The following is a 24,818-nucleotide window of genomic DNA, read 5'->3' as shown; positions in this document are numbered from 1 at the left end:
TTTTGTGTGTTTTTAGATTGTTTTTTGTAAATTTTGTTTATAAAAACAGCACAAATTTTAGAAAGGTTAAAACGCTAGTGTTTTGTGTTTTGATTGCATCGACAAATTCTTGGGATGAAGTATTCTATTATCATTATTTTGAGAGCATTTTACATTTGCCAATAAAACTTGTTCTTCTTGCTATTGATGAAAACGCCCGAAAATCTCCCTCAAAATAAACACTTTTTCCCTTAAAAAATCATTCAGAAAAACCATTGATTTTATTAAAGTTTTTATTTTTATAAAAATCAACAGCTTTTGCCTACAAAGGCTCATGCCGTGCTCTATTCGATATCAAAACATGTCATCGACAGTATAAGAGCTGTTTTGATTACTTTTTACTCAAACCAAATCATTGATGCCATTCTGCCAGTTCTGTTTTCACGACGGTACGAAAAGAATTTATCTTGCTCAATATAAGTGCAATAATCGCCACCAAAAATTTGCGTTATTCCCATCATTTGTAAGCGCTGTTTAGCAATTAAATAAAGGTCGGCTAGGTACTTTTGTTCTGTAGGATTGATTAATTTGAACGCAAATTGTGCTTTTTTATCGACTTTTTCAAATTGCTGTTTAACTTCAATACCGACTTCAAACTTTTTGGCACTGATAGTAGGGCCTAACCAAGCAATGATATTTGCTGGCGAGCAGGCAAATTTCTTAACCGTTTCTTCTAATATACCATTACATAATCCTCGCCAACCTGCATGGGTTGCGGCGACTTCGTCACCATTTGTTGTGCAAAATAATACAGGCATACAGTCTGCGGTTAGTACTACACTAACTTGTTTGGGTTGATTAGTATATGACGCATCGGCTTCAAGTGTTTGATTCAAATCGATGTTAGCTGTTGGCGGTTGTAATGGCATTTGTGAGATATCAAGTACTGTGGTGCTGTGGGTTTGTATTAGCCAATGCGGTTCGCTAGGTATTTGTTCCGCTTGCATAATGCGACGGCGATTTTCCGCAACATCTTCTACGTTATCCCCCGTTCGATCACCCATATTTAAACTTGCAAATGATGCTAAGCTAACACCGCCACTACGTGTTGTAGTAAAGGCACGAATATTTTTTGGCGCCGTCCAATATGGGTAAATCGATTTAATCATATTTATCACCAATCAAGTTCATCTTTATGTTGTTCAGTATCTTGTTGCAATGCTTGAATCAATTTTTGCATATCATCAGGAATAGGCGCATGCCATTCCATCAGTTCACCTGTAATTGGGTGGAATAATCGCAACATGGTAGCATGTAGTGCTTGCCTATCAAAATCACGAAGCGTTTGAATAAATAAGTCGCTAGCACCTTTTGGCGGCCTTGGACGCCCACCATAAAGAGGATCGCCAATTAGTGGGTGCGCAATATGGGCCATATGAACTCGGATTTGATGAGTTCGCCCTGTTTCTAGTCTTAAGCGTAAGCGTGTGTGCAAGCGATATTTTTCCATCACTCGATAATGTGTAACCGCAGGTTTGCCAGTTGGAAAAACAGCCATGTGAGTTCGTTTAGTTGGATGACGTGTGATAGGCTGATCCACTGTGCCACCTGCGGTTATAATACCCATAGCAACAGCTTCGTATTCGCGCGTGATTTCGCGTAGTTGGAGCGCTTCAACTAAGTGCGTTTGAGCAGTAATAGTTTTAGCAACAACCATTAAGCCCGTGGTATCTTTATCGAGCCGATGCACTATCCCTGCGCGCGGCACTCGGGATATTTCTGGATAATGGTAGAGCAAGGCATTGAGCACTGTACCATTAGGGTTACCTGCGCCAGGATGTACCACTAAATCTCGAGGTTTGTTGATCACTAAAATATCGTCATCTTCATAAACTACATCGAGTTTTATATTTTCAGGTTGGTGATGGGTTTCTTCTTCAATTTCGGCATTGATTATTATTTTTTCACCACCCAGTACTCTTTCTTTGGGTTTATTGACGATCACATTGTTGACAGTGACTTTATTATTGACAATCCAATCTTTTATTCTAGATCGTGAGTAATCAGGGAAAAGTGCTGATAATGCTTGATCTAAGCGCATTCCTAGCTGGTTTTGTTCTATTTCAGTTGATAATTTTAACTCGTGCATGTGTAATTTATCTATTTTAAGCTGTTTTGTTTTAGAGTATTATATACCAATCATAGCTTTTAATGTTTAATTATATTTGGATTAAAACTGAATGAAATTGCGTTTACACTCTTTGTTAGCTATCGCTTTAAGTGGCATGTTAATTGGATGTACATCATCTAAACCTGATGTTGAAAATGTGCCTGAAATTGAGCTTCATAATAAAGCGAAATCAGATCTTGAAAATGGTAATATTAAATCCAGTATTGCTATATTAGAGGCTATGGACAAAAATTATCCATTTGGTCCTTATTCTCAACAAGTACAACTTGATTTAATTTATGCTTACTACAAGTCTGCCGATTTTCCGTTAGCGATTGCCTCAATCGACCGATTTTTAAAATTAAATCCAACGCATCCTAATGTAGATTGGATTATTTATATGCGTGGCATTTCAAATATGGCACAAGACGATAATATGATTCAAGGCTGGTTTAATGTTGATCGCTCAGACCGCGATGCAGATTATGCAGCTGCTGCATTTAAAGACTTTAATTACTTAGTATCTAGTTTTCCAAACAGCCACTATACTGCCGATGCACAAAAACGCCTTGTATTTTTGAAAAACAGATTAGCCCGCTATCAGTTGAAAATAGCGCAGTTCTATACTAAACGCGGTGCTTATGTAGCGGTAATTAATCGTGTGACAGATATGTTAACGATGTTCCCTGATACCGATTCGACTAAAAAAGCATTGCTATTAATGCGTAATGCTTATAATGAACTAGGCTTAGTAAACGAAACCGAAAAAGTTGATACACTGATCCAAGCAAATCTTCACAACATGCCGAAAGAAGAGCAACGTTCATTCTTATCATATTTTACCAGCATTTTTAATGGCGGTTAGATTTCCTCAATTTAGGATCCTGTCTTTGGATAATCTTGTATGGCTTTAATCGCTATTTAATTAAACTTAAATAGCGATTAATTCGTTTTATAGCCATTCTTTATGTCCAAACAATGATAGTTTAGATATTTATTTGTAGGAATTAACAGTTTTTTCAAACTTCATTTTTTAAAAAATATCACCACCATTTTACTAAATCACAATAAGTACTGCTAAATCTCAACTAATCACGAAACAGTATAGAATCCTGAATATTTTTAACAAAAAAATCACCTAAAAAGTGGATAGTATCATAGTTACTACACACCTAGAAAATTACTTTACCAGTTTCATTGCGTTATCTTCAATGGAAGTCATATTATTTAATGCCCCATGGGGTATTTACAAACTTTTCAGTAGTTCAAAGTGGAATACGCTTTATTCTAAAGTTAACTTTTCACTCACAATACATCGGATAAACACGTTTATTATCCTAAGCATAGCCAAGCTTTCAAATATGATGAAAACATTACAGAAAACGTTAGCGTAAATGTTTTCATCATATCGCTCAATGTCAAAGTAATCATCAAATCATCCAATAATTTAGGTTGATATTACAATAACAGCATTTCTCAAACTCATGTAAATAACGCAAGCAATGCCTAAAAATTATTGTACTGTCACTCATCCCTTTTTCTTTTAATTATTACCCAACTTCGCTTTCGATCCAATGATTTTTGAATAATATTATTGTGGCGAGAAATATCATACTGCTTTGCACCAATAATTGATGAACATTTATTATGAGGATATAATACTAAACTATAATATAAAATTAGGTTTTCTTTCAATTCTTCTTTGTTATTTTTTAATTTGGATTCGCCATCTTTTAATTTGGATTCACTATCTTTTAACTTGGAATAAACTATATCCATTGTATTATTCGGCGAATATTGGGGATCACTTGCTGCCTCTGATATAAATTTGAGTCTATATTTTGCACTTAAAGATAAGTAGCTAGAAACATTGTTATAACAGCGTGCATAAATTTCGCAAAATGAATAATGATTAGCTTCACAATATTTAGTTACTTTATCATTAATCTCAATTTTTGACTTCTTCTCTACAGCAAAATAATCATTACCACATCCAGTAAGTAATATTATGGTTGTTGTAAAAATAATACTTTTATAGCTTAATAATTTCACTTCTTACCTCCATTTTAATTAACATTTGCTTATATTTTATCTCGTTACTTCTTTAGACAAAAAAGTTTCACTATTCTGTTTTTTTCAGCACTATAACCCGAATAAAACAGGCCTTCAGTTGTAAAAGTTGAGAACTTTATATTACCTTAATTAACTAGCTTGCTATTTTTTATTCATTTTCTTTCTTTTTCTTTCTATGGATTCTTCAATTTTGGGATAATAGTGCGAAATATCGTACTGTTTTGCACCAATAATGGATGAACATTGATTGTGGGAATATAACAGATAACTAATATCTAAGCTTATGTCTTCTCTATTTATTTTTTCTTTATCTTTTAATTTAGAATAGAGCGCATCCATTGTGTCTTTGGCATTCATTATGCTATAATCTAATGGAGAGAATTTTAATACTGAACTAAGTGTAGCACTCAACAATCCTTGATTAACGTATAGTTGATTAAAATTATCGAGATAACATTGCGCATAAACCTCACAAAATGCATAATGGTTCGATTCACAATATTCAACCACGTTCCCATAAATATCCATCCTTGCTCTTTTATCTAAATCACCATAAATACACCCTGTTAGTGATAACGTAGCTGCTAAAATAATAGAGTTATAATTGAATAACTTCATCTTTAACCTCCTCCAATTCAAACATCTCTTTTTCGTTAAATTATATTACCTAGTATATCGCTGTTAATTATCATATTTACGTCAGCGTTGTGGCATTTTTGCCATGATCCACCTATCCATGCAATAAAGTTATCAGTACTTAACCAACTTGCTGTTTTATAATTAACATACACATTAAGCCAGCATTTTACATTTTTCGGCTTTGCCTACTTACCATTTTTTGACCATGATACTGGGTCTAAGGTGACTAATAATGCTATTACTTGCTAACCAGCTATTTTTTATTCATTTTCTTTCTTTTTCTTTCTATGGATTCTTCAATTTTGGGATAATAGTGCGAAATATCATACTGCTTTGCACCAATAATGGATGAACATTGATTATGGGAATATAACAGATAACTAATATCTAAGCTTAGGTCTTCTCTATTTATTTTTTCTTTATATTTTAAGTCAAAATAAAGATCATCCATTGTGTTTTTAATATATAGTCTTTTATAATGTGACAAAGAAATTCTTGATGCTGACGAATTTGAGCCTCTTTCGAACATAGAGTCTGTCATTGAATAGCTCATCGCGGCACTCAACAATCCTTGATTAACGTATAGTTGATTAAAATTATCGAGATAACATTGCGCATAAACCTCACAAAATGCATAATGGTTCGATTCACAATATTCAACCACGTTACCATAAATATCCATCCTTGACATTTTATCTAAATCACCATAAATACACCCCGTTAGTGATAACGTAGCTGCTAACATAATACATTTATAATTGAATAACTTCATCTTTAAACCTCGTCAATTCAAACATCCGTTTTGCATCAGCATGCCCATAATCAATTATATTACCTTTTATATCCCTGTTAATTATCATATTCACATCAGCGTTTTGGCATTTTTGCCATGGTCCACCAATCCGTGCAATAAGATTATCAAGACGCCACCAGCTTGCTGTTTTATAGTCAACATACACATTAAGCCAGCGTTTTACATTTTTCGGTTTTGCCTGCTTACCATTTTTTGACCATGATACTGGGTCTAAGGTGACCAATAATTCTATTGTAATGTCGGGATTTTCTTCGGCCAAACAAATCACTCTATGCCCTCCCCAACTATGTCCAACCAATACAATTTTTTGTTTTGCATCAAACCACTTTTTTATCACTGCAACAACCTTACCCCCACCATGTTCTGAATAACAAACATCGTGCAATCGATTTTCACCTCGACCATAATCGTTCTCATACTCACCAAATACGTGGTTTAATAACGGTTTACACCAAGAATCGGCTGCCCCTCCAATAAAAACCACTAGGGTTTTTTTACATTCTGTTGTATGTGCTCCTATTTGTTCCTCAACACTCGGTAAGATAATATCTATATCCTCATTTTTATTTTTATCTCCATTTCTTTTTCTATTTTTCGAAGGATCATATCCTGGATAAATTATCCCATCAGCTGCACACATTGTTTTTCCTCAAATGATTGTTTACCATTATAATTTCTTTTCTTACCCGTTTTTTGGCATATGTGACAATGCGTTCAACACTCTCTTTTTCGGATGATAGTCCATTTTTACTCATTAATGTACTGACCCAAGGGTAAAGCGGATCTTCAAATATCTTATGCCCTAAAAAGAATTGCATTGCCAATAGTGCGGCATGACTTGAATAATCGAAAAATAACTGAGATTGGTAATAAGGGATTTGTTGCTGATAAAACCTTTCAAGAGTATTGTATGACAACTGTTGATTCCGCTCAGGGTATAGATCCTGTACAAATTGAATCACCTGTTCTTCATTTTCAATTTCAAATAAGGTATGTGTTGGTTTTTGCAATAATTGTTGTAATCGGGTAAGGTAAGTCGATAAGTTTTCACCCATAGTTATTTTAAAAGGTATTGATAAATCGTCATTTAGTTCGATCAAGCTGATAGTGTTGGTTGCAACAGTAAGCAAACGCGGTTTTACCCATCGGCTTAACATGGGATCAGTATCAAAATGGGTGCCAAGTACCATCGCTAAATCTAAAAATTGTTTTGCCTGATCTTTTCGTGGGATTTGGTATTGCGCGATTTTATCCATCATTAAATTAAGAAATTGTTCTGAGTATTTTGCTCCTAACGTTCGCATTTTTTTGGGGAACTTTTGTTTTAGATACGTTTTTAACTCTTGGCGTAACTCTTTTTGTTTCTCGTCAGCTAATAACGATAATTGCTCTGGCGCTAGGGTTTGTATGGTATCGTGATAAACGATGATAGGCTCAGGAAAATGAATAACTTGGTTGTTTGTCCAAAGTGTCGAAAATCCAGGTAATAGCGCTTGTTTTTGTGTGTTTGTTGAAGCAGCTAGAATTTGTGCTAAAAAATGGCCATCCCAATAACGAAAAAAAACCTCTTTGTTATCAGGTAGTTTTACTTTTGTTAATAATTTTAGTTGAGGGACTAACTCTTGTTGCGAGAAAGGAGAGAAAGCTAACCATCCCCAATTACTTGTTGTTGTGTCATTAATCCATGTCAAAAAGGGACTGTCAGGCGATAATTCCACTATATATGGCATCATATCGTACCATTGCTGGTAAGGGGTATTTAACCAGATACCTTCGGGTGAGCAAGTTCCATCTAATCGACCATAATAAGTCAATGCATCGGTAGTTGCTGAGCCTGATAGGATGGCATATAAGTGATTATGCGTCGTTGAGTGAACGGCTATCCAGTCACTAAGATGATTGCAATCATTACTCATCATATTTAGGCGATTAAATCGCACATCCTCCTTCTTGTTTACATTTTTCACACTCCTCACAAAACGGAGTATTGCTCAGAAGTACTAATCGTTGATTACGATTGAGAGGTAAAATTTGTGTTCTTTCTGTAAATAAACCACTAGGCAATTTTCCTCGCCAACCCGTACCTTTGCCTGCTGAGCCAGAACCGATATTAAACACCGAACTAGTGTGAATACCTGTGCTATCAATTTTAATAAAGTTGTTTGCTGCTTGTAAGGTTATTTCTGCTCCAGCATCAATAACGATTTTCATACCAGATTCAAGATGTATTTCATTTTTTCCTTGAGCAAATATCCCTTGACTAGCATTAATATGTAAGTCTAAATCTGTCGAGAGTGATATATCATTTTTTGCATGCACTCTGCATTCATTATCAATTTTTAAATGACTATCATTTTTTATATGGTGTTTACTATCATGCTCAATATTGACGGTGTGATCATTCAATACATGTATATCCATATCTTTTTGTGCATGTAGATGCAAAAGTTCATTACCCGTCGCATCGTCAAAACGCAATTCATTATGCCCCTGACCTTTGTGAGTTTGGGTTCGAAATACCGTTTGTGTTTTCTTCTCTGGTAATTGCACCGGCAATGCCATGATGTCGTTGTAAGTACAGCCAGTAATAATCGGCCGGTCAATGTCACCATTGATATAACTGACTATCACTTCTTGACCAATACGTGGTATAGCATAAAATCCATAACCTCGACCACTCCAACCTTGCATAACCCGTACCCAACACGATGCCTTTTCGTCCGCCTCGTCATATAAGTTCCAGTGAAAGTGTACTTTGACCTGTCCTAGCTTGTTGGTAAAGATTTCTTCACCTGCGGGCCCTACTACTTCGGCTACTTCTGGACCATCAGCAATAGGTTTAGGAATAAACGTTGGGCGCCAATTTTTGTAATAGCCAATAAAACGAAAGTGATTGGTTAAGCTCGCCGCTGTATCACTAAAGTCTTCCTGTCCTGACTGGGGTAAAACGCCATGATGAACCGCAGCGACCACCTGCCATTTTTCATTAAGAGCGGCAGAAGGATGGCCACAAAGCTGAAAATAATAACCTGGGCGTAAAGCAAAACAGTTACTTTCACCTTCACCATATTCACTCTCTCTTTGTAAAACTTCCAGTCGATAACGAGTCATCTGTTCAGCCGAATCGTAATCAGGAAAACGGGCAAAGCTGTCATAAATGGTGTAGAGAGAAGTATTCGGCCCTTGTAAGGTGTCTCCCCTAACTTCGTATTGATAAGAAAAACGAGGATGTAAATATGTCCGGTCTTTGCCTATCGCCTTTTGGGGTGTCATTCGGGCAGACAAATTCATCTGATAAGCAAAGTCGCCCTCTGTGCTACTTTGCGGATGGTCATTATATTCTAGCGTATCACCGCCTAACACAGAAAGAAAACTATCCGTATATAAGCACTGCGCTTCGCCTTTGGTGACTTCAAACCAAAAAGTTATTCCTTCTTCTGCCGCTAAGCGACAAAAAAATGCATAATCTGTTTCTCGTTTCTGAGTGATAAATTCACGCTGAGTATGTTTATCCCGACAATCACAACAAAAGCGAATTTGATGCTCTTGCAGTAAAATATCGAGGACTTCAGGAATGCTTTTAAAATGGAAGATACGACTTTGTTGGCGTTGGGTGAGTAACCATAGCGAGGGGCGAACAATCAGGGTATAGTAGGTCTGCCGAAAACCACTTTTACCTCGCTTAGCTTCGTTAATAATCCCTATCACCTCTCGCTGAAATACACCATTTTGACTCACCGTTAAATGCGCATTACACAAAATCAGCGATTTAATATCAATATCAGCATCGGCACTAATTACCGTCAAGGTTAAGGTGAATAACTCTGACAGGTGCTCATCTAAAGTAAACTCCGTGACCGCAAAAGTATCAGGAGCACAACCATCAACCTGGCAATCAAAATACAATCCTTTTAATCTCATTATATTAGTTCTTTTTTATGTGATAGCTAAACTAAAAAAATCATTACCCTTTATTCACTGTTTGAGAAAGTTGCTGCCTGATATAGATAAAAATTAGCCAACTTATTAATTAACTAGCGTGACTAACAACCCGCATCACGATTAACCTATTCTATAAAGAAGATTGTTTATATTCAGCCGAATATTTTCTAATCATTAGTACTTTCTATCATTACAGTTAACTGATTAATTTAGATAATCTAATTGGGTTATCTAAATTAAATTATTTCTGTAAACAATGCAATATTTTTTGTAGATCAAAGCTTATCTGAACTGATGAATATTTAAATTTACTACTGAAAGAAATCAATATTGTGCCTCATATATCATTTGTAAAACGAATCAATAACCAATACAATTAGCGACATATTTTTATTAGCAATAATAGATAGGACATTAACTCGTCATGCAAGAACAATATCGCCCTGATGAAATCGAAGCCACTGTACAAAAACACTGGCAAGAAAATAAAACCTTTCACGTTACTGAAGATCCATCAAAAGAGAAGTACTACTGCTTATCAATGCTCCCTTACCCTTCTGGGCGCTTGCATCTTGGCCATGTTCGTAACTATACCATTGGTGATACCATTTCACGTTATCAGCGCTTAAACGGAAAAAATGTACTACAACCTATCGGTTGGGATGCGTTTGGTTTGCCTGCTGAAGGTGCTGCTGTTAAAAATAATACTGCACCTGCAAAATGGACTTATGAAAATATTGCTTATATGAAAAAGCAATTACAGCTTTTAGGCTTTGGTTATGATTGGGATCGTGAAGTGACCACTTGTCGTCCCGAATACTATAAATGGGAACAATGGTTCTTCACTAAACTATTTGAAAAAGGCTTAGTTTATAAAAAAACCTCAGCAGTTAACTGGTGCCCTAACGATCAAACGGTTCTTGCTAATGAGCAAGTGGTTGAAGGCTGCTGCTGGCGTTGTAACACCCCTGTTGAGCGTAAAGAGATCCCGCAATGGTTTATTAAAATTACTGCTTATGCCGAAGAATTACTTAATGATCTAGACACGCTAGAAAGTTGGCCAGAGCAAGTTAAAACCATGCAACGCAATTGGATTGGTCGTTCTGAAGGGGTCGAATTTGATTTTGCTGTTGAAAATTACGCTGATAAGTTACGCGTCTACACAACACGCCCTGATACGTTAATGGGCGTTAGCTTTGTCTCCGTTGCCGCAGAGCATCCGCTTGCCCAATTAGCAGCCCAAAACGATCCTAAAATTGCTGAGTTTGTCGCTGAATGTAAAAACACTAAAACAGCCGAAGCCGATATGGCAACCATGGAAAAGAAAGGTATTGCTACTGGTTTTTATGCTATTCACCCTTTAACAGGCAAAAAAGTCCCTGTTTGGATTGCCAATTTTGTACTAATCGAATATGGCACAGGTGCAGTAATGGCGGTTCCTGCCCATGACGAGCGTGATTATGAGTTTGCTTCTAAATATAACTTGCCAATTAACTCCGTTATTTTAAACCAAGACGGCAATGCACCTGATGTATCTGAGCAAGCCTATACTGAGCATGGGATCCTATTTAATTCTGGTGAGTTTGATGGCCTTAATTTTGAACAAGCATTCAATGCCATTGCTGATAAGCTGATAGGATTGGGTATTGGTCAACGTAAAGTTAACTACCGTTTACGCGACTGGGGTGTTTCACGCCAACGCTATTGGGGAGCGCCAATTCCTATGGTGACACTTGAAGATGGTACAACTATACCTACTCCAGCAGATCAATTACCAGTTATTTTACCTGAAGATGTCGAAATGAATGGCATTACCAGCCCGATTAAGGCCGATCCTAACTGGGCAAAAACAACTGTAAACGGACAAAACGCACTGCGTGAAACTGATACTTTTGATACTTTTATGGAATCATCTTGGTATTATGCTCGTTATACTTGCCCACACTATGACAAAGGCATGTTAGATGAAAACGCGGCAAACTATTGGTTACCTGTTGATCAGTATGTCGGCGGCATTGAACATGCTATTATGCATTTACTTTATTTTAGATTCTTCCATAAATTAATGCGTGATTTTGGTTTGGTATCATCAGACGAACCAGCAAAACGCTTGCTATGCCAAGGCATGGTATTAGCAGATGCATTTTACTACACAAGCCCAACGAATGAACGTATTTGGGTCTCACCAACTGAAGTCACGATTGAACGTGATGAGAAAGGACGTATTGCTAAAGCCGTTGACAGTAAAGGTAATGAGCTTGTTCATGCTGGCATGACGAAGATGTCAAAATCGAAAAATAATGGTATCGATCCACAAGAAATGGTTGAAAAATACGGTGCGGATACCGTTCGGTTGTTTATGATGTTTGCTTCGCCTGCTGATATGACACTGGAATGGCAAGAGTCTGGCGTTGAAGGTGCTAACCGATTTATTAAACGTGTCTGGCGTTTAGTTTACGAACATGCCCAAAAGGGACAAACAGCTAAACTTGATATTGCAAGTTTAAATAGCGAACAAAAAACATTACGTCGTGAATTACATAAAACCATTGCGAAAGTGAGTGATGATATTGGCCGTAGACAAACCTTTAATACGGCTATTGCTGCTGTGATGGAGTTTATGAATCGCTTACAAAAAGCGCCACAAGAAACCGAGCAAGATCGAGCTCTAATGGATGAGGCATTAAATGCAATTGTTCGATTACTTTACCCTATGATGCCTCACGCCTGTTTTGTTATGTGGCAAGCTTTAGGCCATAGCGAATCGATCGATAACACTACATGGCCTATCGCTGATGAATCGGCAATGGTTGAAGATGAAAAGCTCATTGTTGTGCAAATTAATGGTAAAGTTCGCGGTAAATTTACTGTGCCAGCTAATGCCGATCAAGATTTTGTTATGGCACAAGCAAAACAAGAGCCTAACATCCAAAAATATTTGATCGATGTTGCTATCCGTAAGGTGATTTACGTATCAGGTAAATTGTTAAACCTTGTTGTTGGTTAATATTGTTTGATAACTCAATTTAGGCGGTTATAAGTATGAGAAAATATTTAGCATTCATTATGTTATTAACAATATCCTTAACAGGATGTGGATTTCATCTGCAGCATGAGCCAGAAGTACCTGAACGTTTCAAAACGATGTCTTATGTAAGTTATGATCCTTATGGCCGCCTGTCTCGCAATATTAAAGAGTTATTGCACGATAACCAAGTGACTCTAGCCAATAATAATGCTTCAGAGCCATTGCCATCGCTAAGAATGATAAGCGAAAATCTAAGTCGCAATACCATTTCGATTTATCAGGATGGTAAAGCTGCCGAATATCAATTAGTCTTAGCTGTTGAAGCACAAGTTGTTATTGCTGGTCAACAAACATACCCAATTAATGTTCGTGTATTTAGAACGTTCTTTGATAATCCATCTGAAGCACTAGCGAAAACGGTCGAACAAGACTTAATTGAAAACGAGATGTTTAAAGAGGCAGCTAAACAAATTATTCGTAAATTAAAATCAATTGATGCGGTAAATTAACGTTATCATGATTAAAATTAGTGCCGATCAAATTAGCCATAAATTAGGATCACCTTATTATTTGATTTTAGGTAGTGATCCTTATTTACAGCATTATACGCAAACTGAGTTACGAAACGCTTTTAAACTTGCTGGCTTTGATGAACAGCTTACGTTTGTTATTGATAATCAAACTGATTGGATAGCCATTTTTGATTGCTGTCAAGCAATGAATTTATTTTCAAGCAACACTTTGCTTCTGCTTGATTTTGGTGAGAATTCATTAAATGCAGGCATTACCGCTAAACTTAATACGCTCAGCGAGATTTTAACGCCTGATATTGCACTGATAATCACGCTCAATAAAATGACTAAAGCCCAAGAAAATGCAATTTGGTATAAAGCTTTATCGGATAAATTAGTCGTTGTCAATTGTGCCACACCCGATACCTTACAACTACCACAATGGGTTAAAAATCATTTACAGCAACAACAAATTGCTATTGAGCCTAAAGCAATAGATCTACTTTGCTATTATTATGAGGGCAATTTACTTGCATTAACGCAAATTATTGCACAGCTAAAATTGTTGTATCCCGATCACATCATTTCTTATGACGAAGTCGAAAGTAATATTAATGATTCAGCAATATTTACGCCCTATCATTGGACTGATGCATTAATGGCCAATAAAACAAAAAGGGCTATGCATATTTTACAGCAGTTAAAGATGAATGAATTTGAGCCATTAATCTTGTTGCGAATTATTCAACGTGAGCTAATACTGATCATTAATTTAAAAAAAGGGTTACAGCAAAAAACTTTAAAACAGGTTTTTGATGAATATAAAATTTGGCAAAATAAAAGAGCGATTTATACCAATTATTTAAATCGTTGCGATATTAAAAGCTTGTTTAATTTACTAGCCAAACTGACTGAAATTGAAATCAGTCTAAAACATAATAATCAAGTTCAAATATGGGACGAAATATTTAATTTATCGATGCAATTTATGGGATTAGATAAATGTTGAGCGCATTACTAGGAGGGACTTTTGATCCAATCCATTATGGACATCTTCGCCCTGCTATTTCATTAGCAAACGAAGTGGGGTTAAAGCAAATTAGTTTATTGCCTAATCATATTCCACCTCATAAACCTCAACCCGAGGCCAATACTGAACAGCGTTTAGCAATGTTAAAATTAGCTATCGAAGATTTGCCTTTATTTGCGTTAGATGTAAGAGAGATCGTTCCTAAAGCATCAAAACGCCCTTCTTACACTATTGAAACACTTCAAGCGTGGCGAGAAGAAAATGGAAATAGTAATGGACTGGCGTTTATTATGGGGCAAGATTCATTATTGAGCTTGCCAACTTGGAACAAATGGAAAACACTGCTCGATTACTGCCATTTGTTAATTTGCCGTAGGCCAGGTTATGCACAAAATACCAATAACATTGAGCTACAACAATGGATTGATGAACATAGCACAACCAAAGTTCAACAATTACATGACTCTCCTCATGGTTATATCTTTTTTGCGCATACACCACTTGAAGATATTTCAGCAACGGAAATTAGGCGAAATATTAACAACCAAGCACGTTGTGAAAAGTTATTGCCACCTCAAGTATGGCACTATATTCATCAACAAAGACTTTATAACGTAAAGAAATAGTAGAAAGGGCTTTACATCTGACAGTTTTTTCGGCATTATTTCGCCGCTGTATTTATATATTCTAAACTCAGTTTTTTTGTGTTTATACTTAGCTTGTTAGGCTTCTCATCAAATACCGATAAGGTAAGATGAAAGTGTAACATTATTGTTTTGTCATTAAGTACTTTACATGGCAAATCAGTTAAGTATATTTAATTTGTATTTATTATTAAGAGGCCCCAATGGCAAAAGAAGATAACATTGAAATGCAAGGTACCATACTTGATACACTTCCAAACACGATGTTTCGTGTTGAACTTGAAAATGGTCATGTCGTTACTGCACATATTTCTGGTAAGATGCGAAAAAATTATATTCGTATTCTCACTGGTGATAAAGTTACTGTTGAAATGACGCCTTACGATCTATCTAAAGCACGTATCATCTTCCGTAGTCGCTAATATCGTTATCTAAATAACCTATTTAAAAATATAACGGTTTATTTATCTCTTTTTTAATAAAAAATCCGTCGACCTTTGTCGACGGATGAGTGATAAATTTAAACGAGCGATTTAATCTTCTTTAGAAAAGTTCATCTGATCGTATTTAACCCATTTTGTCTTTTTGACTATTTTGTAACTAAAATAAATCACTAAAAATAGCGGTAAACCAATATAGGTTGCAATCACGCCATTCCAGTCAATGGTGTCTTGTAAGAATGCTTCGTAATTCTGACCTAAAGTAATAATCAAACATAGTACAAAAGCAAAAATAGGCCCCAATGGGAATAAGTTTGAGCGATATGGTAATTTATTAAGATCATGACCTTGAGCCATATAACCTTTTCTAAAACGATAATGGCTAATGGCGATACCAAGCCAAGCAATAAAGCCCGTCATACCCGACATGTTCAGCAACCACAGATAAACTTCTTGATCTTTGTACATAGAGGTTAAGAAACAAAGCATAGCGACAAATGTCGTGACTAGTAGCGCCACTCTAGGCACCCCTGATGACGATAATTTTCCAAAAATTTTCGGAGCCTTACCTTCTTTAGCTAAGGCATAAAGCATTCGAGTTGACGCATACAATCCTGAATTACCAGCAGAAAGAACTGATGTCAAAATAACAGCATTCATTAATGCCGCAGCTGACAGTAACCCTGCATTTTGGAATACTAAAGTAAATGGGCTTACACTAATGTCGGTTTCATTATTGCGCAACAAATTAGGATCAGTATATGGAATAATTAAACTAATGACTAAGATTGCAAAGATATAAAATAACAAGATTCGCCAAAATACTTGTTTCATTGCTTTAGGAATGTTTTTTTCTGGAGAGCTTGATTCACCCGCAGCAATACCTATTAGCTCTGTGCCTTGGAACGAAAACCCAACCACCATAGCTACGCCAATCATTGATGAAAATCCACCAACAAACGGAGCGTCACCTACTTGCCAATTGTGCCAACCTGCACCTTGTGCTCCACCCAAAATACCGACAATCATGAGCAACCCAACAGCAATAAAAATAACAACAGTGACAACTTTAATTAGTGAAAACCAAAATTCTGCTTCACCAAAGCCTTTAACCGAAATATAGTTAAGGCAAAAGATAATGCTTAAAAATAGAAAGCTCCAAAGCCAACTATAACTGCCTAAATCTATCCAATATGAGATCACCAATTGCGCTGCAACTAAGTCAACCGCAACAGTAATTGCCCAGTTGTACCAATAATTCCAGCCAATAGCAAAGCCAAATGCCTCATCGACATAACGTGATCCATAAGTTGCAAATGTTCCTGAAACGGGAAGGTAAGCAGCCAATTCACCCAAACTTGTCATTAAAAAGTAAACCATTAAGCCGATAATGGCATAAGAAAGTAGTGCCCCTCCTGGGCCTGCCTGCGCAACTGTTGCACCAGATGCAACAAATAATCCTGTACCAATGGAACCACCAATGGCAATCATGGTTAAATGACGAGCCTTTAAATCTCGTTTTAATTTATTTTTCATAGCAATATTCTTCTTTATTAAAGAGAGTCAATTTTATAGCGTATACGTATTTTCAGCACGTTACATTCTTAGCTGTCAACTGGCAGCTCAAAATTTATATTAATCATTACAGATAAAATAAAATGCGCAGAAGTGTATCAAAAAAAAAGCATGACGAGATAAATAATTTTAATAATAAATCTCATTTGTTAAATAGAAGCAATACTTACCCACATGTAAGTTGTTCTAATTGAGTTAAATAATCCAATGCTTGCTCACGATTATCACCGCACATCTCGTAACAGGGTTGTAACCGCTCACAAACCGATGGTCTTGATGCAAGCCCGAATAGCTGGCATTTAAAATCTTCACCTAAATGAATACAAGCAATACCAGCTATTTTACCATTAGGCATACTAGGAATATGAGAAGAAATTGATGGTGCAATACAACAAGCACCACAATTTTCTCGACATTGAAATAAATTTGCCATCATTTTTCCTTTAATTTAAAGCTTATTAATAAATTTAGTTGGTGACAATAACAAGTTAGCGTTAAAATAGCGAGTTAATTTTTTAACTCTATTTTTAATAATCGCGAAGAAAATATTATGGCTAAAGCAAATGAAATAAAACGTGGCGATGCAGTCACCTATAATGGCAAATTATTACTCGTTAAAGATATTGATGTTCAAAGCCCTAGTGCTCGTGGTGCCAGTACGCTTTATAAAATGCGTTTTACTGACGTCAAAAATGGCGGCAAAGTCGAAGAACGATTTAAAGGAGATGATATCCTCGAAACCATTGAACTGTCTCGCCGTCCTGTTAGTTTTTCTTATGTTGATGGGGATGAATATGTGTTTATGGATAATGAAGATTACACATCATTTATTTTCAAAAAAGAACAAATTGAAGATGAGCTTTTATTTATTCCTGAGGGCGGAATGGATGGAATTCAAGTATTAATGGCGGACGACGAAGTCATCGCATTAGAGCTACCACAAACTGTCGATTTAGAAATTGTTGAAACTTCGCCAAGTATTAAAGGCGCTTCAGCAAGCGCACGAACTAAACCTGCAACATTATCAACGGGTCTTGTTATTCAAGTTCCTGAGTATATTGATAATAATGAAAAAGTCAAAATTCACATCGCTGAGCGTCGCTATATGAGCCGAGCGGAATAACTAATAAGATTGTGATGAATACATATAATCAAAATAAACTACATAAACGATTGCGTCGCCTAACGGGCGAAGCAATCGCTGATTTTAATATGATCGAACAAGGCGATCGTATTATGGTTTGCCTATCAGGTGGTAAAGATAGTTATACTTTGCTTGATATTCTTATTAATTTAAAAATCAGTGCCCCAATAAATTTCGAATTAATTGCGGTTAATTTAGATCAGAAACAACCTGGTTTTCCGGAACACGTTTTACCAGAGTATTTAAATTCGCTTGGTATTGAGTATAAAATCGTCCAAGAAAATACCTATGGCATTGTTAAAGAAAAAATCCCTGAAGGCAAAACAACTTGTTCTTTATGCTCACGCCTTCGTCGGGGAATTTTATATCGCACTGCGACCGAGCTTGGCGCAACTAAAATTGCGCTTGGGCATCATCGTGATGATATATTAGAAACACTGTTTTTAAATATGTTCTATGGTGGCAAACTTAAAGCAATGCCCCCTAAGTTAATGAATGATTCGGGTGAACATATCATTATCCGACCGCTGGCTTACTGTAAAGAAAAAGATATTGCTAAATATGCGCAAATTAAGCAATTCCCGATTATTCCTTGTAATCTTTGTGGTTCACAACCCAACTTACAAAGACAAGTCATTAAAGAAATGCTAAATGAGTGGGATAGGAAGTTTCCTGGCCGGATAGAAACCATGTTTCGAGCCACGCAAAATATCACCCTATCCCATTTGTGTGATACTAATTTATTTGATTTTAAAGGGATTCAAAAAGGTGATAGTGCTATTAATGGTGGTGACATCGCTTTTGACCGCGAAGATATCGCACCAATCAGCTTTGATGCTTCAGATCTTGAAGATCAGGATCTGATTTTGTGGAAAGAAGCAAAATAGTGGCTTAATACTTAATATGGTAGACTCACACCGCTTCCTCATGAATGCCACTAATGTGGCATTTATTTTTATTAATATCACTCAACATGTTTTAAAACTTTACCGTTGTGAAGAAATTTTAGTGAATATATACGTAGATAATACATGCGATTGAGTAAAAATTTTACAAATTCAGTTGCTCTGTACAAAGTAATAGTTTTAAAAAGTTTATTGGATTATTTGAAATTAAGCCTTTTTAAAAACAATTATTTAATCTATCCATTACTGGCAGCTAAAATTTTCAGCCATTAATAATATTAAAACAACATTTTTCACAAATGCTTGCAAAATCCCCCTCCTTTAGTATTTTATTATTGCTTTATTTCATGGCGAAATAATCGAAAATAACAAGCTTCTTTATTTTCATTACTATAAAATATTACCTAATCAAATATCGCGGTTCAAAGGTAAACAATTCATCCCCCATGATGAGCTTTCTCATTCTAGCCGTTGCGAGGCTATCATGATAAATGACTTAAAGCTTTTCTCCGCTTTTGACTACGAGCCTCGTCTCATCGTTGAAAGTAACAAAATAATAATATTTTACTCACTACATTAACCACTTACGCCAGCTTTGATTAACAATATTTTTTACTTGACTGAATTGCGAATCATCAACAGTACTTGGTAAAGCTTGTAATGCCAATTGATGAATTTTATTGCGCATGTCAATATAAGCTTGTGTTAGTTGCTGGGCTTCGTTGCTATCCATAATTTGGTAATTTGTTGCGAGTTCTAAAATACGAACGTTGTCGCTCCATGTTGTCATTTTTGGGTATTGATAAGCATAATTAAGTACAAGATATTGCGATAAAAATTCAATATCACCAATCCCCCCTTCATCAATTTTTAAATTAAACAAATGCGTGTGTGATGTGCTAAGGTGGGCTCTCATTTTTTCGCGCATTTGCCGAACTTCTGTTTTTAAGGTATTTTGATCTCGCTTTTTACAAAGTACATTATGACGAATTTGGTTAAAACGTTTTATTAATTCGCTTTCGCCATATACGGCTCTGGCTCGTACTAATGCTTGATGTTCCCAAGTCCAAGCTTCATTCATCTGGTAATCCTCAAATGAATTTAAGCTACACGCAAGTAACCCAGCATTTCCCTGAGGGCGGAGCCTTACATCGACTTCATATAAAATACCAAAGCTAGTACGTACATTAAATAGGTGAATAATTCGTTGTACTAAACGCAAATAAAATTGACGACTGTCGATCTGTTTTTCGCCTTTAGTCATGCTGTTTACTGGGCAATCGTGTAAAAAAACTAAATCAAGATCGGAACCATAACCTAGCTCCCAGCCACCTAATTTGCCATAAGCAACAACAACTAATCCTTTGTCATTAGCAGATAAATGTTCTGGCTGACCATAACGGGCGGTTATTTGATTCCACGCCATTTGTATAACAAAATCGAGTAATGCTTCGGCCACATAGGTTAGGTGATCACTGACTTTCATGGTGGTTAATACATGTTCAACATCTGCGGTAGCAATATGGAGTAATTGCATTTGCTTAAATTGTCGTAATGCTTCAAGTTGTTGTTCTTCATCATCCACTTGAATACGAAGTAAATATTGATAAAGTTGGCTTTTATATTCGTGTGGTGCAATCGTTTGGTGTAGCGAATTAACATCAATAAGTTCATCAAGCAATATGGGGTAATGAGCGAGTTGATCACTGATCATTGGTGATGCACTGCATAAGCGAATCACCTGTTTTAATGCGATTGGGTATTCTAGTAATAACTCTAAATAGGTGGTACGACTAACAATATTAACTAGCAAAGGAAAAATTCTCGATAAAATGACTATTGCTTGTTTTTCACTACAAATGGATTCTAATAATCTAGGCATCAATTGATCGAGTATTTCACGCCCCCGTACACCAATAGTACGTTTACCGATATCATCGCGAAATTGTACAAGCATTTGCCAAAGTTGATTTACATCATCATCTGAATAAGATGGCAGTATTGCTTTTACATCATTTATTTGTAGATCGGGTACCCAAAGATCATCGAACTGATCATTGTATTGTTTTGCCGTGGATGATGTCGATTCATGTTCACCAATAAGCTGATTAAATATTTGGCGATTAGCTTGCATGCGCTGAGTTAAGTCACGTTGAAAATCAGCCCAATTAGCCAATCCCATACCGCTAGCTAGGCGCAGCTGATCAAGTTCATCATCTGGTAAGGTTTGAGTTTGTTCATCGTTAATAGCTTGCAGTAAGTTTTCACAACGGCGTAAAAAAAGATAGTTTTCACGTAATGCGGTTACTTCATCAGTGTTGAGCAATGATTCTTGTTCAATAACCTGTAAAGCCGTGAGCAGTGAACGGGTTTGTAACCCCACTACTCGCCCACCACGTATAAGCTGAAAGACTTGCACAATAAACTCAACTTCCCGAATTCCCCCAGCACCAAGCTTAATATTATTTTTTAAACTGCGACGACGTACTTCACGTTCAATCATGCTTTTCATATTACGCAATGACTGTAAGACGCTAAAGTCGATATAACGGCGATACACAAAGGGTTTTAGCATTTGGTAAAGTTCATTGACATAAGGCGATTGTTGATCCCCAAGTATTTTAGCTTTGACCATTGCATAACGCTCCCAATCACGACCTTGCTCTTGGTAGTAGTCTTCCATAGATGAAAAACTTAACACCAAAGGTCCGCCATCACCTAGCGGGCGCAAGCGCATATCAACACGATAAACAAAACCATCTTCGGTAATTTGATCAAGAGCTTTAATTAAGCGTTGCCCTAATCGAGTGAAGAATACACTATTATCAAGCTCTCGTCGCCCACCTTGCGTTTGCCCATGTTCTGGGTAAGTAAAAATCAAATCAATATCAGACGAAAAATTAAGTTCTCCACCACCAAGTTTACCCATCCCTAAAATTAGCAAGGGTTGTAATTTACCTTGTGCATTACAAGGAGTGCCCCACTCTTTACAACTCAGTTCATAAAGCCAATCTCGAGCCGTAACAATGATCACTTCTGCCAACTCGCTTAATTGTAATAAAATTTGCTCATCACAACTGATGTGGGTTAATTGAGACCATGCCAATCGAACTAAAATATAACGCCTAAATTGCCGTAATTCTTTCATCAATTCAGTTTCATCCGAAACTAAGGTTAATTTTTTAGTTAACCAATTTTGGTAATATTGTCGTTCGTCGGCTTTCGGTAGATTGTTTGCTATCTCAGAGAGCCACTGTGGGAATCGATAAAAAGCATCCACCAAAAAATCACTTTGTACTAAAATATCAAGATTAGCTTGCACTTCATCTGGCTGGCATTGTTTAAGTTGCGAGATAACTTTTTGCTTTTGTTTTTCAAGCAAAAGGCAAAGTGGTAGATTAAATTCCGACATGGGCAAACTCTCTTAGAAATATTGTTACTAAAAGTAAAATCACCAAAATAAGCCTCTATTATAAATAACTTTTTTCATTGATATAGTATTTATATAAAAAATAAAAGTTTGTAGAAAAATAGTGGCGTATGCTTTTTGTTGTTATTTTATCAAAAGATCTTAAAGATAATTCACTATATATTGAATATCTTATTTAAGATTCGTTATTTACTTCAAGTGGTTAATTTTGATTTAAGGCAGGTAATTATTTTTACCATTTAAACGGTATAGACATATTGAATGTTTTTTTACAAAATAGGGAATACCTCATAATTAATAGATAGCTAATCATCAGGTAATTTATTCACTATTTTTGGGTATACTATTTTGCAAGATGAGCTACATCAATCAATGGAGCTTATTTACTAAAAGAAAAATCTTAAAATTCTATCGTATCAATGTTCAATACGATAGAATGATGATCTTATTTGCTAAAAAATACCTTTACTACTTTGCGAACAACGAGCCAACCAATCAAACATAACACTACAAAAAACGCTATAATATAAGAGAATGCAATAGCTAAAATTTGTTTATCATTCAATGGTTTAACCATCTTATCAAGCCATCCTAAATTCATAAAATAGGTATTGATAGAAAAAACAATTATAGATAGTAGCAAGGTTACACTAAAAGCAATAGCAGAACTAAAAGCTAAATTTTTTAGTTGAAGTTTAGACCCGACAGAAGTAAATTGTTTGCGTAAAGCAATGTAGCCAACGGTATTACATATTAGTAAAAAAATTGAATGAAAACTCATCGCAAAAATATCTGATTCGAAAAGAAAATCAGGAAGTAAAAAGTAATTCAAAAAGAATAAGACAATAACCAAATAATAAAAATTAAATAACAAGATAAATAAAGATAAATGAATTTTTTGACTATACTTTGTAGGCAATGCAATCATTTCCAGTTCCGTTACAAAAACCGAACGCAATAGTTTTATCCCTAAACAAATCCCCATGAATATCCAAATATAACTAACAAACCGCAATATTCCTATATAAAACCTATAGGTATAAAAGAAGTATGATTCCAACAAGTAACTATTCAAAAACACGCCTGTCTGCTGGGCAAATATAATTTGATAAGCATATAAACCAATGATTATCAAAAGTACTATTGTAAATGCATATAAAAGATTATTTGCGTTGACTCGATAAATAAAATATTGGTTTAATACTATTGCTGAAGTAATAAAAACTAGAACCAGATTCGCTAATTGATTAAAAGTATTAGTTAAAATTAGGGTATTTAATAATGATATACTATAACTATTTGAACTAAATAAAGCCAATACTTCATCGCTGTGAAAATCACTATTAACAAAAAGCAAACATCCAATCGTAAAGATGCTATCAAGAATCCAATAAAAGAGTACAAAAAAGAACGGTAATTTAAAAAAAGAGAATTTCATCTATTTTTAGTCCATTAATTAAGAGTCAGATTCGCAATCAATGCCAGTTTTAACCTTGTGTTCAGTTCACTAAAAGCAAACTTTTCTATTGAGTTAAAAGACAATAATGCCTCTTGCCATTGAGTAAATTCAGGTTCAAGAGATAAGTTTTTATCAGCTAATACATTACTAATCTGCTTTAAAGTTTGTTGATAAAAATTTAAGTTGTTAGTTTCTAACGCATATTCTTCATTTTGTTGCCAAAAATTGAGCAGTTGCGTTAAATTTTGATTCATTTTAATATCAAACTGACAGCTTTTCAATGGTGAATTTTTAAGCAACAAATAACCTCTAGCGGCTTTACTTTGTGAAAAAAGATGTAAATGAAATCGACTTAATTCAAGCGCAAAATTGAGCAAATCTTGTTTATTACCCTGTTTGAGTTCAAGTTCGACTTCTTGAATAATTTTAACCTTTTGGTTTGACTTAATCTCTCCTTGATCTAAAGCGACTTCAATTTCACTACTTGCAAACGAAATCAACCAAGTTTGACGTTTGAAATCAGTACTAAACAATGGCAATAAATTTTGTTGTAACTGGGCAATATTACAATTATCAGGTAATGCCGCATGTGGTAATAGTGTTAAATCAGGTTCTGAGTTAGGTAAGTTGACATTAAATTCTATTCGTTCATGTAAACCAGCCACTGATTTTCTATCTCGCTTTAAGGTAATTTCAAACTTTTTTTGGTGATTTTCTTCACATCCTCTTACTCGCAGACCACAATGGTTATTACGTAAATAATGATCGTTTGTGTCATAATAAGTATTAGTCAAGTTGAATTTTGTAGAACGTCGTTTGACTGATGATATTGCCGAAAATTCGGCTTCGTCACTATCAGCCCATTGTTCCAAAAAACATTTTAAATTAGCAATATCGTTGTCATTGATTTCAAATTTTAATTCGATTTCGTTACTCATTATTCTGTTTTATCTTAGTTATTTTGCTATATGATATATTGAACAGTTAAAGAAATATACTTAATCATTAATTAAAAAATTGAATCTTGGAGTTGA

At 35.5% G+C, this 24,818-nt stretch carries 20 protein-coding genes and 1 pseudogene; 8 read left to right on the top strand and 13 right to left on the bottom strand.

Translation table 11 applies throughout. The annotated features are described in order from the left end of the window. Window positions 1-377: 377 nt before the first annotated feature. Both pgeF and rluD read right to left on the bottom strand, forming a co-directional pair. A complete protein-coding gene (pgeF, locus tag A9G47_RS00365; RefSeq protein ID WP_065641954.1) occupies window positions 378-1,145 on the bottom strand; it encodes a peptidoglycan editing factor PgeF in 768 nt (255 codons plus the stop codon). A gap of 8 nt (window positions 1,146-1,153) precedes the next feature. Further along, on the bottom strand, window positions 1,154-2,128 hold the full coding sequence (gene rluD, locus A9G47_RS00360; RefSeq protein ID WP_065581851.1) for a 23S rRNA pseudouridine(1911/1915/1917) synthase RluD: 975 nt from the start codon (window positions 2,126-2,128) through the stop codon (window positions 1,154-1,156). 91 nt (window positions 2,129-2,219) lie between these two features. Here rluD and bamD point away from each other — a divergent pair. Then, a pseudogene (gene bamD, locus A9G47_RS00355) lies at window positions 2,220-2,942 on the top strand (outer membrane protein assembly factor BamD); the annotation flags it as partial. A 731-nt stretch (window positions 2,943-3,673) separates the two neighbouring features. Here the strand turns inward: bamD and A9G47_RS00350 are convergent. The 6 genes from A9G47_RS00350 to A9G47_RS00325 all read right to left on the bottom strand — a co-directional run bounded on the left by A9G47_RS00350 (window position 3,674) and on the right by A9G47_RS00325 (window position 9,596). Continuing rightward, window positions 3,674-4,201, bottom strand: a complete 528-nt coding sequence (locus A9G47_RS00350) for a hypothetical protein (protein WP_065641867.1) — start codon at window positions 4,199-4,201, stop codon at window positions 3,674-3,676. Between the two features lie 162 nt (window positions 4,202-4,363). Next, window positions 4,364-4,840 carry a hypothetical protein gene (locus A9G47_RS00345; RefSeq protein WP_065641866.1) on the bottom strand — a complete coding sequence of 159 codons (477 nt, stop codon included), beginning with the start codon at window positions 4,838-4,840 and terminating at the stop codon, window positions 4,364-4,366. A 274-nt stretch (window positions 4,841-5,114) separates the two neighbouring features. Then, on the bottom strand, window positions 5,115-5,633 hold the full coding sequence (locus A9G47_RS00340) for a hypothetical protein (RefSeq protein WP_065641865.1): 519 nt from the start codon (window positions 5,631-5,633) through the stop codon (window positions 5,115-5,117). After that, on the bottom strand, window positions 5,614-6,315 hold the full coding sequence (locus A9G47_RS00335; protein ID WP_065641864.1) for an alpha/beta hydrolase: 702 nt from the start codon (window positions 6,313-6,315) through the stop codon (window positions 5,614-5,616). Before A9G47_RS00335 ends, A9G47_RS00340 begins: the two co-directional genes overlap by 20 nt. Next, entirely contained in the window at window positions 6,302-7,615 is a 1,314-nt protein-coding gene (locus tag A9G47_RS00330) for a DUF4123 domain-containing protein (RefSeq protein WP_065641863.1), read from the bottom strand. Before A9G47_RS00330 ends, A9G47_RS00335 begins: the two co-directional genes overlap by 14 nt. After that, window positions 7,605-9,596 carry a type VI secretion system Vgr family protein gene (locus A9G47_RS00325; RefSeq protein ID WP_065641862.1) on the bottom strand — a complete coding sequence of 664 codons (1,992 nt, stop codon included), beginning with the start codon at window positions 9,594-9,596 and terminating at the stop codon, window positions 7,605-7,607. The genes A9G47_RS00330 and A9G47_RS00325 overlap by 11 nt, the downstream gene beginning before the upstream one ends. Window positions 9,597-10,041: 445 nt before the next feature. Between A9G47_RS00325 and leuS the strand changes: the two genes are divergently transcribed. The 5 genes from leuS to infA all read left to right on the top strand — a co-directional run bounded on the left by leuS (window position 10,042) and on the right by infA (window position 15,253). After that, a complete protein-coding gene (gene leuS, locus A9G47_RS00320) occupies window positions 10,042-12,624 on the top strand; it encodes a leucine--tRNA ligase (protein ID WP_065641861.1) in 2,583 nt (860 codons plus the stop codon). A gap of 35 nt (window positions 12,625-12,659) precedes the next feature. Further along, window positions 12,660-13,154 carry an LPS assembly lipoprotein LptE gene (gene lptE, locus A9G47_RS00315; RefSeq protein ID WP_065641860.1) on the top strand — a complete coding sequence of 165 codons (495 nt, stop codon included), beginning with the start codon at window positions 12,660-12,662 and terminating at the stop codon, window positions 13,152-13,154. 7 nt (window positions 13,155-13,161) lie between these two features. Continuing rightward, window positions 13,162-14,166: a DNA polymerase III subunit delta gene (gene holA, locus A9G47_RS00310; protein ID WP_065641859.1), complete on the top strand. Its 1,005-nt coding sequence runs from the start codon at window positions 13,162-13,164 to the stop codon at window positions 14,164-14,166. Then, window positions 14,160-14,813, top strand: a complete 654-nt coding sequence (gene nadD, locus A9G47_RS00305; RefSeq protein ID WP_065567054.1) for a nicotinate-nucleotide adenylyltransferase — start codon at window positions 14,160-14,162, stop codon at window positions 14,811-14,813. Before holA ends, nadD begins: the two co-directional genes overlap by 7 nt. A 221-nt stretch (window positions 14,814-15,034) precedes the next feature. Then, on the top strand, window positions 15,035-15,253 hold the full coding sequence (gene infA, locus A9G47_RS00300) for a translation initiation factor IF-1 (RefSeq protein WP_025315083.1): 219 nt from the start codon (window positions 15,035-15,037) through the stop codon (window positions 15,251-15,253). A gap of 111 nt (window positions 15,254-15,364) precedes the next feature. Here infA and A9G47_RS00295 read toward each other — a convergent pair whose 3' ends face one another. Continuing rightward, a complete protein-coding gene (locus A9G47_RS00295; RefSeq protein ID WP_065580499.1) occupies window positions 15,365-16,807 on the bottom strand; it encodes an amino acid permease in 1,443 nt (480 codons plus the stop codon). Between the two features lie 205 nt (window positions 16,808-17,012). After that, window positions 17,013-17,279: a YkgJ family cysteine cluster protein gene (locus tag A9G47_RS00290; RefSeq protein ID WP_065641858.1), complete on the bottom strand. Its 267-nt coding sequence runs from the start codon at window positions 17,277-17,279 to the stop codon at window positions 17,013-17,015. A 117-nt stretch (window positions 17,280-17,396) separates the two neighbouring features. On the opposite strand from A9G47_RS00290, the gene efpL reads away from it, so the two are divergent. Together efpL and ttcA are read left to right on the top strand one after the other, a co-directional pair. Continuing rightward, window positions 17,397-17,969: an elongation factor P-like protein EfpL gene (efpL, locus tag A9G47_RS00285; protein WP_065567057.1), complete on the top strand. Its 573-nt coding sequence runs from the start codon at window positions 17,397-17,399 to the stop codon at window positions 17,967-17,969. A 14-nt stretch (window positions 17,970-17,983) separates the two neighbouring features. Continuing rightward, window positions 17,984-18,877 carry a tRNA 2-thiocytidine(32) synthetase TtcA gene (gene ttcA / locus A9G47_RS00280; protein ID WP_065641857.1) on the top strand — a complete coding sequence of 298 codons (894 nt, stop codon included), beginning with the start codon at window positions 17,984-17,986 and terminating at the stop codon, window positions 18,875-18,877. Window positions 18,878-19,466: 589 nt separating this feature from the next. On the opposite strand, the gene glnE is transcribed toward ttcA, so the two are convergent. From glnE to A9G47_RS00265, 3 genes are all read right to left on the bottom strand, one after another. Next, window positions 19,467-22,307 (bottom strand): bifunctional [glutamate--ammonia ligase]-adenylyl-L-tyrosine phosphorylase/[glutamate--ammonia-ligase] adenylyltransferase, encoded by a 2,841-nt coding sequence (gene glnE, locus A9G47_RS00275; RefSeq protein WP_065641856.1) that lies wholly within the window; start codon window positions 22,305-22,307, stop codon window positions 19,467-19,469. Window positions 22,308-22,770: 463 nt separating this feature from the next. Further along, on the bottom strand, window positions 22,771-23,763 hold the full coding sequence (locus A9G47_RS13760; RefSeq protein WP_141674764.1) for a hypothetical protein: 993 nt from the start codon (window positions 23,761-23,763) through the stop codon (window positions 22,771-22,773). 14 nt (window positions 23,764-23,777) lie between these two features. Further along, the gene (locus A9G47_RS00265; RefSeq protein ID WP_065567465.1) at window positions 23,778-24,722 is read right to left on the bottom strand and encodes a CYTH domain-containing protein; all 945 of its coding nucleotides are present in this window, start codon (window positions 24,720-24,722) and stop codon (window positions 23,778-23,780) included. Between the last annotated feature and the right edge of the window lie 96 nt (window positions 24,723-24,818).

The sequence above is a fragment of the Gilliamella sp. WF3-4 genome (assembly GCF_001690275.1).
Lineage (GTDB): Bacteria > Pseudomonadota > Gammaproteobacteria > Enterobacterales > Orbaceae > Gilliamella > Gilliamella apicola_C.
The sequence above is the reverse complement of the archived record's forward strand: the minus strand, read 5'-3'. Positions and strand labels throughout refer to the sequence as shown.